We start from the raw sequence: 14,217 nt of genomic DNA on the forward strand, positions 1-14,217 counted from the left end.
CCGGTGCCGGGGTTGCCGTTCACTCCGGATCGCGACAGTTCCGGTGGCTCGGGTTGATACGGCGGCCGTCCCGGCTTGGCCGGCCGCTACTCCGGCGGGAGGGCTTCGGTGAGGCTCAGGAGCTGGTTCGGGTGCTCCTGTTGAGTCAGCCGGACCGTCGTCTGGTAGCGGTTGGTGTCGAGAAGCTGCCATTTGATGCCCTCGTAGATCCAGTCCTCCAGGATCTGGATGTACACCTCGACGTCCGGCCTTCCGGCGATCTCGTGGTCGCACAGTCCGCCGCCGGAGCGGAACTGGGACTGGAGGTCGGTGAATTCTCCGGCCACCCGTTGGAAGCCCTTCGCCGCACGCTCGACGTTCGTCTGCAGGTCGCCGCCGTACTCCTCTTGCAGCGACAGGACGAGATTGTCCCGGATCCCGCGCAGGAGATCGGCCTTGAGGCCGATGATGTCGTTGGCATAGGCGATGGCGATCGTGGTCGCCCTGCTGATCCGCCTCAGGAACGGGTGCCGGATCAGTTCGCGCGGCAGTTCGATGCCGTACGCGAATTCCGACAGGGTGAAGACGGCCTGCGCCGCCGTGGCGAGCGGTCGCAGCTCGCTGGCCTTGCCGAAGGGATTCACGCGGCCGCTGCGGACGAGCTCGGCTTCTTCGACGGCGGTCCGGAGATAGACGCCGAGTTCCTCGCGGAGCCGGTGCCGCCAGTCCGGCGAACTGTCCTGCTGGATCTGCGCCCAGATCTCCCTCATGCTGCGGGCCGCGGCGAGGTCCAGACGCCGGCAGTCATCCTCCGATTCGGCGAACCAGGTGAGGACGATGTCGGTCACGTCGGCCACGTCTTCGCGCTGAAGGAAACGTCCCAGCTGCTCGGCCCAGTCGTCGTAGATGAAGAACCATGTCTGGAGTTTGCCGTAGATCTCGCGGCGAGCTCTTGAGACGGCACCCGGAGCCACGTAGGCGCACATCGTCCCGATGTGCTGTGCGGCGTAGTATCGCTCGGCCGTCTCTGTCGTCAGCAGTCCGGTCTCGCGGACGAACGCGGCCAGCACCCCGTCGAGGTCCGGTCCCCAAGGCGCCTTCCGGTCGCCGGGAATCAGCGGTAACTCCGGGAGGTCGAACAGCCTCGTCGGGTCAATGACCGGCATCAGGTCCCGGCTTTCGTAGATTCGGTCCGCGCTTCGGCTCGCATGCGCAGGTTCCGTGGATACAGGGCCGCACTTCTCGCCGGCGTCACCGGCGGTCCGGCGACGTGACGCAGGGTCCACCGGGAGGCGATGGTGGCCAGGGCCAGCGTGGCCTCGGTCACGGCGAAGGTGTCGCCGATGCATTTGCGGCTCCCGGCGCCGAAAGGAACCAGGGAGTGGCGTCCCGGCTGGACCCGGTCGGGGTCGAACCGGTCGGGCGCGTCGAAGAGGTCCGCACGGCGGTGGAGCAGGTACGGGCTGTAGATGACCGTCGTGTTCTGAGGGATCCGGTGGCCGCCGAGCAGGGTGTCGGCGGTGGTGACCCGGGTGAAGATCCAGCCCGGCGGATACAGCCGCAGGGTCTCGGTGACGATACGGCCGGTCAGCTTCAGGTGCGGCAGATCGGTGTGAGTGGCGGGCCTGCCGGCCAGGACGGCGTCGACCTCGCCGTGCAGGGAGCGCTCGACCGCCGGATGCCCGGCTACCAGGTGCAACGCCCACGCGAGGGCCGAGGCGGTGGTCTCGGTGCCGGCCAGGATGAACATCATCGTGTTGTCGGTGATCTCCGTGTCGGACAGGCCCCGGCCCGCCGTATCGGAGCCGTCGTCGCGCGCGGCCAGGAGGGCCGACAGGAGGTCGCCATGGTCGGTGCCGTCGACGCGGCGGTCGGCGAGCACGGCGTGGATGGCCCGGTGCACCCGTGCGATGGCCTGCCGGTAGCGGAGGTTACCCCGGGTCGGCAGCCGGTTGAGCGATCGTGGTGTCAGCGTCCGTCGGTACAGGCTGTCGAAGATCGTGACGATGTCCTCGTGCAGCCGGTGATGACCGGCCTGAGCCGGCAGGGAACTGGAGAACATGGTAGCCAGGAGGACCTTGACGGTGATCCCCATCATCTCGGCGTAGACGTCGAGGACCCTTCCCGGCCGCCATAGCCCGGTGGCGGCGGTGATGTGCTCGACCATGATGCCGGCGTAGCCCGGCATGCGCGCCTGGTGGAACGCGGGCTGCGCCAGACGCCGCTGACGCCGGTGCAGGCTGTGCGGACAGGTGCCCAGGCTGTTGCCGACGAACTCCCGGGCCTTCTCGATGAACAGCCCGCCCTTGTCGAAGGTCCGGTCCTCCATCAGGAGGCGATGGTTCAGTTCCGGATCGCACACCACGACCGCCCTGGTCGGGCCGACGCGCACCTCGACCAGGTCCCCGTGGCCGGGCAGCGATGACAGGAACGCCAGCGGATCGCGGATCAGCGGAAGCAGATGGCCGAGGAGCGGAAGGCACCCGGGAGCCACGGGTACGGCGGCGGGTTCCGATGTGCTGCGCAATACCCGAGATCCCTTCACGTCCCCCGGGCCGCTTCGGAGCGCCCGTCTCCAGCATCCGCCAAGGCAATCGCCCTGATCAAGACATTGGCCCTTTCCGGCCGTCTCGAACAGCCCCCGCGAGCGCCTTCGGGCAGCCAGGGGAGAGGAACAATGAGAGAGGCATTGGCGGGTGGCCTCGTCTGGACGGGGACTACGTGCGGACAGGGGCGGTCACGGCGCGGATGACGGTGGCGCGGCGAGCAGCCAGGTGTGGGGTCAGCGCGGGCGGTGTGCCGTCCGTCGCGCGCAGGTCGACCTGGTCGCTCCATGTGTGAGCGATCCGGGCCACCAGCGCTACGATCTCGACGGGGTCCCAGGTGGCGTCGAGGTCGCCCGCCTGCTTGGCGTAGGGGGCCGGGTTGTCGTCACCGGGTTGGTATGGACACCAATATTGAGATCACCGCAGACCTGGTTCGTGACCTGCTGCAGGAGCAACATCCAGACCTTGCAGGGCTGGCCGTCCGCGAGGTGGCGGGCGGCTGGGGCAACCAGATGTGGCGCCTCGGGGACGAATTGGCCGTACGCATGCAGCGCATGGACCCCACCCCGGAGCTCCAGCTCAAGGAGCGGCGGTGGCTACCCGTCCTGGCCCCGCGCCTGCCGCTCCCGGTGCCGACCCCCGTGCGGTTCGGCGAACCGTCCGAGCGCTTCCCCAAGCACTGGACCGTGATGACGTGGGTTCCCGGCGAGCCGCTGGACCACGGCTCGATCAGCCGTGCCACCCACGCGGCCGACACGCTGGCGAACTTCCTCCAGGCGCTCCATGTGGAGGCGCCCGCCGAGGCGCCGATCGCCACGGACCGCGGTGCCCATCCCAGGAACTGCACGGACGGCTTCGAGAACCTCCTCCAGGCCGTCACCCCCGACGACATCGCCGCCGACGTCCGGGACGTCTGGGACGACGCGGTCGCGGCCCCCGCGTGGGAGGGCCCGCCCGTGTGGGTGCACGGCGACCTCCACCCCGCGAACGTCGTCGTCTCGGACGGCACACTCTCGGGCATCATCGACTTCGGTGACCTGTTCGCCGGCGATCCCGCGTGTGACCTCGCCGCCGCATGGGTGCTGCTACCCGCAGGCGCGGCCTCACGGTTCTTCGACGTATACGCGCAGGCAGACGGGGCGGCGATCCGGCGCGCCCGCGGGCTGGCCGCCATGAAAAGCCTCTTCCTGATGCTCATGGGACAGAACGGAGATCGGGGCCTTCCCGGCGGGAAGCCGAACTGGGGACCTGCGGGCCGGGCCGCACTTGATCGCGTCCTGAAGGGCGTTTGATGCAGTCAGCCCCGGTTTCAGCTTCCCGACCCACGAGCCAGCCAATCGGTGGCATGCCGGTCAGCCGCCCTTCAGGTCGGCGCGTCGACCCTCACGTGAGTGGATACAGGAACCGCCCCAGTCAGGTGGTCAGGTCTTCCAGGGCGTTGAGCAGGCGGTCCACGTCAGATCTGTCGTTGTAGTGCACCAGCCCGGCCCGTACGCCGGACCCGGCGTCGCGGATGCCGAGGGCCTGGGTGAGCTCCCAGGCGTAGCAGTGCCCGTCCCACACGTTGACCTCGCGGGCGGCCAGGTGCTCGGCCACCTGGCGGGGGGTGTGCCCGGCGACGGTGAAGAACGCGGTGGCGGTACGCCGCCGGGGTGAGCCGACCAGGCCGACGCCGGACAGCGCGGACAGCCCCTTGAGCAGGTGGGCGAGCTCGGCCTGCTCATGGGCTTCGACCGCCGCCATCGAGGCGAGCAGCCGTTCCCGCCGGGTCCCGGTCGCGTCCGGGTACAGCCCGGCCAGATGGTCGACCGCGGCGGCCACCCCCGCCAGGTCGGCGAAGGGCAGAGTGCCCGTTTCGAACCGGTCCGGCACCTCCGCCGGCGAGGAGGCGAGCTTGTCGGGCGAGAGCCGTTCGAGCAGCTCGGGACGGGCGACGACAGCGCCGATGTGCGGCCCGGACCACTTGTAGGAGCTGGTCGCGTAGAAGTCCGCGCCGAGGGCGACCATGTCGATCGGGGCGTGTGGGGTGGCGTGCACGCCGTCGACGTAGGTCAGCGCGCCGACGGCGTGGGCCCGCGCGGTGATCCGCCGGACGTCGGGCATGGTGCCCAGGATGTTGCTGGCCGCGGTGACCGCGACCAGTCTCGTGCGGTCGGTCACCAGTTCGTCGTACTGTTCGGCCGGCAGTTCCCCGCTCGGCACGTCGACGGCCGCCCACCGGATCCGGGCTCCGGCCCGGGCGGCGGCCTGCACCCAGGGCCGTACGTTCGCGTCATGGTCAAGCTGGGACACCACGATCTCGTCGTCCGGCCCCCAGTCCTTCGCCAGCGCGTACGCGAACCGGTAGGTCAAAGTGGTCATGTTCGGACCGAACACCACGCCGCCCGCGTCACCGCCGACCAGATCCGCCACGGCCTGACGCGCCCGCGCGACGATCTCGTCCGACCGCCCGCTGGCCGGGAAGGCGCCGTGCGTGTTGCCGATGCCCTCGGCGTAGGCGGCGGCGATGGCGTCGATCACCGGCCGGGGCACCTGAGTGCCCGCAGCGGCGTCCAGCCAGGCATATCCGTCAGAGAGGGCAGGATAAAGCGCGCGAATCCGCGCAATGTCGAGGCTCATGCCACCACAGTCTCCCGGGTCACCCCGCCGTACGGTAAGGGGCCTTCGGTTCGGATGCCGTCAGCGGTCATGACGGGGCTCCGGTGAGCTGAGACCATCTGCCACTGCCATTGACTAGGGGGCGGAAGTGCGCCCCGCCCCCACGGATCCTAGTGGGCGCCGCCCGCCAGGTTGAGGCGATTTTCGGGAGGCTCATGATTAATAGACGGCTTTGTCGGCCATTTCAAATTGCATTTGAAAATGTCAATATTTCGATTTGTCGGATGATTTGTTAACGTCCCAGCGTGATGTTAATGATCTTTTCCGCGTCGCAAGGAACTCGATGATGTCCGTGCCGTCCCTCCTGCGGAGGAGGGCGCTGTCCCTGATGACCGCCGTCGTGACGGCGGCCGGGCTGGCCACCATCCCGTCCGCCGCCTCGGCCGACGTGCCGACGCTCGTCGTCGTGCAGGATCTCCTTTGCTGAGGAACAACATCCACGTCACCTCCGCGCACGACGAGGATTCCCTCGCGGATTGGCTCGACGAGTTTCTCCTGTCAGGCACCGAGCGCGGCCTGACGGCCCGGAGCTATCTGAAGTTCGACATGTCCTATCTGCCCGAGGGCGTCATCCGGTCGGCCACGCTGCGGCTCACCGGGATCGGCGCGCCGGCCTGCGGGCCCGCGGTCGGGGAGGGCGTCCAGGTGCGCCGTGTCACCGGCCCCTGGTCCGACGACTTCCTGCACTGGGAAACAAGCCCGATTCGACCGACGACGGCGCCCAGATCGCCACCAAGGGGGTCTAGGGACATGCCGGCCGGTGAATCCGCGCACCGCCCGTCGGCTTGTGACTGCCTCGTAGACCTTCACGATCACACCTCCCTCCCCACTGGGGGACGGCCGGAATACGCCGGAAAGACACCGCGGGGCCTGAAGGCCGGTCGTTAGGTTGATCGTCGTCGTGTTGGTGGCGGTTTTGGGGGCTTCGGGTGACCTCGGTCGATGGACGCGATGGCCGCGGCGATCCGCACCGAGGTGAACACCGGGTTCTTCCAGACCGTGGCGGGACGGCTGGACGCGGCCGCGCGGGCGCGGCTGGCTCGGTTGATGGTGGTGGACCCGGTGACTCGGCGCAGCGAGTTCGATCGGCTGAAGGACGTGGCCAAGGCCGCGTCGCTGAGCAAGTTCAAACAGCGGCTGGCGTTGCTGGCCGACATCGAGGCGATCGGGCCGACCGGGGTCTGGCTGGAGGGCGTGCCGCCGGGGAAGGTCGGGCACTTCGCAGGGGAGGCGCACGTCACCGACGTCGCCGACATGCGCAAGGTGGGCACCGACAAGCGGTTGACGTTGCTGGCCAGCTTCGTGCACACGGCCGCGACCGGGGTCCGCGACGATGTGGTGACGATGTTCTGCAAGCGGATCGCGGCCATCCACAAGAAGGGCCGCGAGCATCTGGAGGCGCACCGGGCCGAGTCCGAGCGGCTGCCGGAGCAGTCCGGTGGTGTGGACGCGCTGGCCAGCGCGCACGAGGCGGTCTCGGCGCACCACGGTAACAACTACCTGCCGCTGTTGGACCAGCACTACCGCTCGCACCGTCCGGCGCTGTTCACCATGGCCGAAGCGATCGAGTTGGAGGCGGTGGAGTTCCTGCGCGAGTTGCGCGGCGCCAAGGCCGCGTTCGTACCGGAGGAGATCACCGTGGAGCGGCCTGGTCCCGCCGGGGAGCCGGTCGAGGTGCGACTGCGATCGACGTGGACGCGTTCGCCTCTGGGCAGTGGCGCAAGATCCTTCGGGACAAGAACCGTCCCGGGATGCTGGTGCGCCGCCACCTGGAGGTGTGCTTGTTCTCCTACCTGGCGGCCGAGCTGCGCTCGGGGCGACATCGCGGTGGCCGGGTCGGACTCCTACGCCAACCTGCACGACCAGCTGATGTCGTGGGAGGAGTGCCGCCCGCTGGTGCCGGCGTTCTGCGCCCAGGGCGGGCATCCCGGTCACCGCGTCGGCGCTGACCGCGCACTACCGCGACAAGCTCGCGGCGGTCGACGCCGGGTACCCGGCCAACACCGACCTGCTACTGGAGGGCGGACGGCCGGTGCTGCGCCGCCGCAAGGGCGCCGAACGGCGGCCCTCGGCGCTGGCGCTGGAGGCCGCGATCCACGACCGGCTACCGCAGCGGGCGCTGCTGGACATCCTCACCCGCACCGCCTACCTGCTGAAATGGCACCGCCATTTTGGGCCCGCGTCCGGCTCGGACCCCAAGATCCGCGACGCGATGGCCCGGTACGTGCTGACCGCGTTTGCGCACGGCACCCTGCTGGGCCCGACCCAGGTCGCCGCGCACATGCGCGGCCTGGTCAGCGTGCACGAGCTGTCATTGGCGGCAACAAGCACACCAACGCCACCAAGGTCGACAAGGCGTCAGTGGACGTCATCAACGCCTTCAGCAAGCTGGACGTGGCCAGCGTGTGGGGCGACGGCAAGACGGTCGCCGCCGACGGCTCCCAGATCGACACGTGGGAGAACAACCTGCTGGCCGAGACTTCCATCCGCTACGGCGGGTACGGCGCGATCGCCTACCGGCACGTCTCCAACACCTACGTCGCGCTGTTCTCCCGGTTCATCCCGTGCGGGGTATGGGAGGCGATCTACATCATCGATGGGCTGCTGAAGAACACCTCCGAGATCCAGCCCGACACCATCCACGCCGACACCCCAAGGCCAGGCGCTGCCGGTCTTCGGCCTCGGCGCGCTGCTGGGCTTCGACCTTTTGCCGCGCATCCGCAACTGGCACGACTTGGTGTTCTACCGCCCGGACGCCAGCACCCCGCTACGCCCACATCGACTCGCTGTTCGGCGACGAGGCGATCGACTGGCGCCTGATCGAGACGCGCTGGACCGACCTGCTGCGCGCCGCGATCTCGATCCGGGAGAACGAGCTGTCGTCGGTGACGCTGCTGCGCCGCCTCGGCAACCACTCCCGCAAGAACCGCCTCTACCGCGCCTTCCGCGAACTCGGCCGCGCGATCCGCACCATCACCCTGCTGCGCTACCTGGTGGTGAAGTTCAACGAGCTGCTCGCCAACTGCGTCATCTACTCCACCGCCTGCGACATCACCGACGCCGCCAACGCCATCGCCGCCGAAGGCCACCCCGTCGACACCGACGACCTGGCCACCGTCTCCCCCTACATCACCCACACCATCCGCCGGTTCGGCAACTGGACGCTCAACCTCACCCCGCCCGCTGCCGCCCCCACCACCCGGCTCGATCTCGAACCCCGCGTCCTATTCGCCCCCTGATGCTGGCCGTTCCCATGCGGGTGGGCACCCGAAGACCCGCGATTCGAGCGGTCGGCTCGCGTCGTCGAGAACGGCGTGCCGGGTAACTCCCGATCTCCGTCATTCGGCGAGCACTACTTGACGTCCAACGTCAAGTAGTTGATGCTGATCACCAATGCTTGACGTCCGACGTCAAGTAGGGGAGGAAGCATGAACACCTGGACGGAGGCACGCGACGCGCTCGCGAACGATCTGGAGAGGGTTGTCGGCAGCCGGCTGCTCGATCCGCTCGACATCCTCTTCGGCACGGCGGACCTGATGCGAGACCGGCTGACGGCGGAGGCCCGCGCCTGGGCCGAGACGCTGCTGGGCCAGGACGACCAGGCCGCGACGCACACCGCGATCCGCCTGGTGAGCGCCCTGTATCCCGGCGACGCCCCGTTCGACCCACCGGCCGGGTGGTGGGGCACTCCCTTCGGCCAGGCAGTGATCCGGCGGGCGGGGCATCCCAGCGCCGTCGCCGTCTCCGTGTCCGTGGCCGCGGGCATGCTCGGCATCACCCGCCAGGGCGTTCACGACCTGGCCAACCGCGGCAAGCTCGAACGGCATCCTCCCGGCATCACCGTCGCCTCCATCCGCGTCCGGCTCGCCACCCGCGCACCGGACCCCGTAAAGGGAGATCACACATGATCAGCGACCACGCCGCTCCCGGCGGCCTCCTCCCGCTCGGCGACGGACCCGCCGTCGGCCGTCTCGGCTTCGGAGCCATGCAGCTGCCGGGGGCCGGGGCATGGGGACCGCCCGAGGACCCCGCGGCGGCCCGCGCCGTCCTGCGCCGGGCGGTCGAACTCGGTGTCACCCACATCGACACCAGCGACTTCTACGGCCCGCACGTGGCCAACGACCTCATCCGCGAGGCACTCCACCCCTATCCCGACAACCTGGTGATCGCCACCAAGGTCGGGGTGGTCCGCGACGAATGGCGCGGCTGGAACCCCGCCGCCACACCGGCCGAACTGCGCGACCAGGTCGAGGAGAACCTCTCCCGGCTCGGCAGGGCCCGCCTCGACCTGGTCTACCTGCGGGTCGGCGGCGACGGCCTGCTCTTCCCCGACGAGACCCCCTTCGCCGAATCCTTCGCCACGCTCGTCGAGCTGCGAGAACGCGGTCTCATCCGGCATCTCGGGCTCAGCGGGGCCACCACCGCCCAACTGGCCCAGGCCCGCGAGCTGGCCGCCGTGGCCGCGGTGCAGAACCGCTTCCACCTCCTCGACCGGGGCAGCTCCGACGTTCTCGCCGCCTGCGAGGAGCACGGGATCGCCTTCGTCCCGTACTTCCCCCTCTCCGCGGGGATGCTCAGGCCCGGCCTGGACACCTCACAGGCTCCCCCCGGCATGGCTCCCACCCGGGAGCAGGAGCTGACGCTGGACGACGTCGCCGGGCGTCACGGCGCGAGCCGCGCCCAGGTGATACTCGCCTGGCTGCTGGCCCGCTCCCCGGTCACCTTCGCCATCCCCGGGACCTCCTCCGTCGCTCACCTGGAGGAGAACGTCGCCGCGGCCGGCCTGCGACTGACCGAGGACGACATCACCCGGTTGGACAAGCTCGCCTGACTCTCCTCCGTCCGGCGGTTCACCATCGGTGGACGCCGACCTACGGGAAACCCGCCGACGAGGACGCCGACCGGCAGCGGGGGTTATCACGGATCAGAACAGGTTTGGCGGCTGGTGGCACGTTCGTTAACGGCACCCCAGTCGGGAGGAAGGAGCAGTCGTGGGCGAACTGCTGTCGGGCGCGGGCCAGGGCGAGCACCCGCGGGTCGTCGAGGGGGATCTTCGGCAACGTCATGACGCTCTCCTCAGGGAGTCAGGGGCTGGTCAACGGGAGTGCTCTCGGCGGAGGCCGCGAGGGTTTTGTGGACGACACCAACAGAGACCTTCACCCCGGCGGCGATGGTGCGGATGGATTCCCTGCGGCGGCGGCGGGCGAGGATCGCGGCGCGCTTGTCGTCGTCGACGACGGGTCGGCGGCCTCCGACCTTGCCTTGCTTTCGGGCGGTCTCCAGGCCGTTCCTGGTCTTGCGGACGATGTCGCGGCGGCGGTCCTCAGCCAGGGCGAGGGCCAAGTCGAGGATGAAGGAGCGCTCGGTGTGCTCACCGGCCGCGATGCCCTCCAGGACCTTCACGCCGATGCCCTGCTGGGTCTTTCCGGCGTATTCCGGCCGTCCCCCTTTCAGGGCGATGACCGTTTCGCGGGCTGGCACGCCCGCGACCGGAGGGGTACCCCTCTGGGAGCCGCCCGCCGGACCGGGGATCGTTCGAGACCTCGATCCTTCCCCGGAGGCCCCGATGTCCCGATCGCGTCTGGCCGCCCTGTGCGGCGCCCTGACGGCCGTGCTCACGGCGAGCCTGCTGGTGGCCGCACCGGCCAGAGCCGAGAGCGCCTATCCCTTCCCGCTGCCCGACTTCACCCACCCCGGGCGGCCGCACTCGCCCCTGTTCCACGACCGCGGTGACACGCTGATCCCGCTGCTGGTCCTGTACGCGCGGTTCGACGACCTGCTGAACCTCAGCGAGGCGGGTGCGCGGGACAAGATCTTCCCGATCAACAAGTTCGGCACGGTCACCGACTACTACCTGGCCAACTACATCGGCGTCCTGGTCCCTGTGGTCGAGACCTACGGCGAACGCGACAACGGCGTGGTGATGGTGAACATGGGCCAGTCGGCGCCCGCGATCGCGCTGGACCCCAGCGTGCGGCGCAGGAAAATGCTCGAACTGGCCGACCCGTACGTCGACTTCGCCCGCTACGACACCGACCGGGACGGTGACGTGGACGACTCCGAGCTGGCCGTGATCACGATCTTCACCTCCCGGCCCGGCACCGACGGCTGCGGGCAGACACGCGGCGTCGCCTCCGGCGGCACCCTGGACGGCAAGTCGGTCGCCTTCCGAACGGCCGACGGCGGCAGCCAGACCAACGGCCTGACGTTCGCCCACGAGCTCGCCCACCAGACGTACGACATCGAGGACCACTACGGCTGGGGCGTCGGCGACTGGGACCTGGCCGGACCCACCTGCGGCGGCGGCGAGCGCTGGCAGCGGCCCGGCCCCTGGCTCCGGATGCACCTGGGCGGCCAGACGCCCACCGTGGTCACCAAGGACCGCTACGTCGACCTGTCGGCCTCCGTCATCGACACCTCCTACCTGTTGTACGACCCGGCCAAGGGCGTCGACGACTACTTCCTGGTCCAGGCGCGCGAGCCCCGGGCCGGCACCTACGACCAGGACGTCCCCGACAGCGGCGTGGTCATCTGGCGGGTCGACGAGCGACAGTACAAGGCCGGATCGGAGACCGCGCGCGGGGTGGAACTGCTGCGCCCCGACGGCGTGCGCACCCCCGGCTGCGTCGATGAGGACGTCGACGGCAGACAGGACGAGGACCCGCGCGACAACGCCGACAACGACGGCGACGGCCGCGTCGACGAGGACGACGTGGAGAATCCCCCGGTGTGCGACGGCGGCGGCGACACCGACGCCTGGGACCCGGCCGACACCCGTACCCCGCAGCGCACGATGGACCGTCCATGGGCGGACGGCACCCCCGCCGGCGTCGCCGTCCGCGCCATCGGCCGACCGTTCTACGCGGGCAGCGCCACCGAGTGGCACTCACAGGTCTACCTCGACGTCCGCGGACCCGGCGTTCTGGTCGACCCGGCCGGCGCGGACGGCAACGCGCCGCACCCGACGATCTCGCAGGGGGCGTCGCTCCCCATCTCGTACACCGTCATGAACACCGGTGAAGCCACTGACACCTTCGAGTTCACCGTCCTGGGCGACACCGGCTGGACCGCCACCAAGCAGACGATGACCCTCGCCCCCGGCCAGCGGGCCACCGCCACGATCAACGTGACCGCGCCCACCGGCGTCGACTACACGCGCAACACGCTCACGGCCACCGGCCGCAGCACGAGCGACACCGATGTGCGCACCGACTACCGATTCCTGGTCGAGGTGCCCAAGCGGCGCCTGGCCCTGACCTACACGGGCGACACCGCGGCCGACTACTCCGACCCGGCCACCGCGTCCGTCACAGTCGGCGACGACATCACCGGCGCGCCGGTCGCGGGCGTCCCCGTCACGTTCACCTTCGGCACCCAGGAGGTCACAGTCACCAGCGGCGCCGACGGCGGGGCACGCGTGCCGCTCACGGTGCCCTCACCCGGCTCCCACGTCATCCGGGTCGCCACACCGGGCGACGCCACCTACGCGGCGGCCTCACGCCTGGTGCCCTTCACCTCCCGCCCGGAGAAGGTGACCCTGAACGTCACCAGCCAGAGCGCTCAGCCGACCGGGAACGCCGCCCTCGTCGTCACCGCGACCCAGGAGGCGGACAGCACCCCGGCCGACCTGACCGGGGTCACCGTCACCGCCACCCTGACGCCCACCCTGACCTCCACGGCAGCCGGCGCACCGGTCACCGTGACCGGCCCGCTCGGCACGCCGATCCCGATCCCGGCGGGAGCCGAGGTGTGGTCGGTCACGCTAGCCCTGAACGACGGCCGCTTCACCGCGCCCCCGTCCACGACGGAACTGGCCGTGTTCGACCCGCGCGGCAGGCTCAGCGGCCTGGCCATCGGCCGGGACGCCCAGGGGACGACGGTGACGGTCCAGCCCACAGGGTCCTACCTACTGGGCCGCCCGATCGGCTGGCTGACCGCCCAGATCGGCAGAAAGACCGTAACCGCCACCTCGATCGACTGGACGGTGGTCCGCGGGAACCGGGCCATCATCAAGGCCAGGGGCCAGATCGACGGCGCCCCCGCGACGGTACGGATCACGGTGACCGACAACGGCCTGCTGCCGCGCGACGTGTTCGAGCTGAACGTGACCGGCGGCCTGACCTACCAGGAGCGGCTGACCGCGACGATCGGCGGTCTCACGGTGGCGCGTTGAGACAGCTCCCAGCGTGCGCGCGAAGCCGTGAGCCGGACCACACTCGATCGCGGCGCGCACCTCTCCATCACCGTCTCATCAAGCCCGCACCTGACGGCGGCTACGGTGCAGCGTGGCCAGCAACATCGGGGCGTCGCCCCGGTCGCCGACCTCTGCCACCCCACGCTCACCGAACGCGACGAGTGTGGCGTCGCCGCTGCCGATCCATGTGCGGGCGTGTGGCAGCGCGTCTGGCCCGAGGTGGTGGAGTGCCTGGGGGATGCCCGGCAGCCACCCGGCCGCGTTGCGCAGGCCCGGGTCTTCGGCGAAGTCGAAGACGATGCGATCGCGGCCGGCCGATCTGGGTGAGCGGGAGGCCCTGAGCTCGTCGATGATTCGCCGGACCCATGGCTGGGACTGAGCGAACGTCGTCCACGGCTCCGTGTCGCACGAGATGTCCTGTGCAAGCTGCGCATCGTCGCGATGGGCGATGACGTCGTCAGCGAGCCCGTCCCAGATCGCGGGGAGTTGCATCGCCCCGCTGTCGCCGATCGCCTCGAGCGCCGTGGGCCAGTGCGGCCCGTCGGCCGCGTACCCGCGCAGCACGGCCGCCGCATCGAGTCGGCCGACCATCGGAAGCAGGGCGAGGACCTGCAAGGCGAGCTCAACCGGTTCGGCGTCCTCGCCGTCGTAGGTGACCAGGTGCTGTTGGATCGGTGCCAGGGGCAGGTCGAGCCGAGCGACGAGACCGGCGAGATAGCCGTCGCGCTGGTCGACTTGTGGGTCCCAGCGCGTGTCCGTGATCACGCACTCGTACACCGCGTCGGCGGCACCGGGCGCGGTCGCCGTGCGACGCACCGCGGCACCGCGCCCCTGTTGGAG

At 70.0% G+C, this 14,217-nt stretch carries 13 protein-coding genes and 3 pseudogenes; 9 read left to right on the forward strand and 7 right to left on the reverse strand.

Features of this window, described 5'->3' with window-relative positions; translation table 11 throughout:
• Positions 1-86 precede the first annotated feature (86 nt).
• The 3 genes and pseudogenes from AW272_RS20690 to AW272_RS42175 form a co-directional block, all read right to left on the reverse strand.
• Complete coding sequence (locus AW272_RS20690; RefSeq protein ID WP_066367595.1) at positions 87-1,145, reverse strand: terpene synthase family protein; 1,059 nt, start codon at positions 1,143-1,145, stop codon at positions 87-89.
• Positions 1,145-2,506, reverse strand: coding sequence for a cytochrome P450 (locus AW272_RS20695; protein ID WP_066367596.1), 1,362 nt, complete (start codon positions 2,504-2,506; stop codon positions 1,145-1,147). Before AW272_RS20695 ends, AW272_RS20690 begins: the two co-directional genes overlap by 1 nt.
• Before the next feature lie 190 nt (positions 2,507-2,696).
• Positions 2,697-2,879: pseudogene (locus AW272_RS42175) on the reverse strand (hypothetical protein); the annotation flags it as partial.
• Positions 2,880-2,923: 44 nt separating this feature from the next.
• Between AW272_RS42175 and AW272_RS20700 the strand changes: the two are divergent.
• Complete coding sequence (locus AW272_RS20700) at positions 2,924-3,817, forward strand: aminoglycoside phosphotransferase family protein (protein WP_066367599.1); 894 nt, start codon at positions 2,924-2,926, stop codon at positions 3,815-3,817.
• A gap of 121 nt (positions 3,818-3,938) precedes the next feature.
• Here AW272_RS20700 and AW272_RS20705 read toward each other — a convergent pair whose 3' ends face one another.
• Complete coding sequence (locus AW272_RS20705) at positions 3,939-5,144, reverse strand: cysteine desulfurase-like protein (protein ID WP_066367601.1); 1,206 nt, start codon at positions 5,142-5,144, stop codon at positions 3,939-3,941.
• Positions 5,145-5,469: 325 nt separating this feature from the next.
• On the opposite strand from AW272_RS20705, the gene AW272_RS42180 reads away from it, so the two are divergent.
• The 7 genes and pseudogenes from AW272_RS42180 (at position 5,470) to AW272_RS20730 (ending at position 10,014) form a co-directional block, all read left to right on the forward strand.
• Positions 5,470-5,610 carry a hypothetical protein gene (locus AW272_RS42180; RefSeq protein ID WP_157518671.1) on the forward strand — a complete coding sequence of 47 codons (141 nt, stop codon included), beginning with the start codon at positions 5,470-5,472 and terminating at the stop codon, positions 5,608-5,610.
• Positions 5,604-6,071 (forward strand): DNRLRE domain-containing protein, encoded by a 468-nt coding sequence (locus AW272_RS46035; protein WP_066367603.1) that lies wholly within the window; start codon positions 5,604-5,606, stop codon positions 6,069-6,071. The genes AW272_RS42180 and AW272_RS46035 overlap by 7 nt, the downstream gene beginning before the upstream one ends.
• Positions 6,072-7,215: 1,144 nt before the next feature.
• Positions 7,216-7,446, forward strand: a pseudogene (locus AW272_RS46040) (hypothetical protein); the annotation flags it as partial.
• Positions 7,341-7,823, forward strand: a pseudogene (locus tag AW272_RS46045) (Tn3 family transposase); the annotation flags it as partial. The pseudogenes AW272_RS46040 and AW272_RS46045, both read left to right, overlap by 106 nt.
• Before the next feature lie 179 nt (positions 7,824-8,002).
• Positions 8,003-8,422, forward strand: a complete 420-nt coding sequence (locus tag AW272_RS45640; protein WP_275527307.1) for a Tn3 family transposase — start codon at positions 8,003-8,005, stop codon at positions 8,420-8,422.
• 189 nt (positions 8,423-8,611) lie between these two features.
• Positions 8,612-9,091, forward strand: coding sequence for a hypothetical protein (locus AW272_RS20725; RefSeq protein WP_066367609.1), 480 nt, complete (start codon positions 8,612-8,614; stop codon positions 9,089-9,091).
• Positions 9,088-10,014 (forward strand): oxidoreductase, encoded by a 927-nt coding sequence (locus AW272_RS20730; protein WP_066367612.1) that lies wholly within the window; start codon positions 9,088-9,090, stop codon positions 10,012-10,014. Before AW272_RS20725 ends, AW272_RS20730 begins: the two co-directional genes overlap by 4 nt.
• 40 nt (positions 10,015-10,054) lie before the next feature.
• Here the strand turns inward: AW272_RS20730 and AW272_RS42185 are convergent, their stop codons facing one another.
• Both AW272_RS42185 and AW272_RS20735 read right to left on the reverse strand, forming a co-directional pair.
• Positions 10,055-10,249 carry a hypothetical protein gene (locus AW272_RS42185; RefSeq protein ID WP_157518672.1) on the reverse strand — a complete coding sequence of 65 codons (195 nt, stop codon included), beginning with the start codon at positions 10,247-10,249 and terminating at the stop codon, positions 10,055-10,057.
• A 10-nt stretch (positions 10,250-10,259) separates the two neighbouring features.
• Positions 10,260-10,664 carry a helix-turn-helix domain containing protein gene (locus AW272_RS20735; RefSeq protein WP_218010984.1) on the reverse strand — a complete coding sequence of 135 codons (405 nt, stop codon included), beginning with the start codon at positions 10,662-10,664 and terminating at the stop codon, positions 10,260-10,262.
• A gap of 85 nt (positions 10,665-10,749) precedes the next feature.
• On the opposite strand from AW272_RS20735, the gene AW272_RS20740 reads away from it, so the two are divergent.
• Positions 10,750-13,356: a hypothetical protein gene (locus tag AW272_RS20740; protein ID WP_066367615.1), complete on the forward strand. Its 2,607-nt coding sequence runs from the start codon at positions 10,750-10,752 to the stop codon at positions 13,354-13,356.
• Positions 13,357-13,434: 78 nt separating this feature from the next.
• On the opposite strand, the gene AW272_RS20745 is transcribed toward AW272_RS20740, so the two are convergent.
• Positions 13,435-14,193 carry a hypothetical protein gene (locus tag AW272_RS20745; protein ID WP_157518673.1) on the reverse strand — a complete coding sequence of 253 codons (759 nt, stop codon included), beginning with the start codon at positions 14,191-14,193 and terminating at the stop codon, positions 13,435-13,437.
• Between the last annotated feature and the right edge of the window lie 24 nt (positions 14,194-14,217).

Source organism: Herbidospora mongoliensis (genome assembly GCF_001570545.1).
Taxonomy (GTDB): Bacteria; Actinomycetota; Actinomycetes; order Streptosporangiales; family Streptosporangiaceae; genus Herbidospora; species Herbidospora mongoliensis.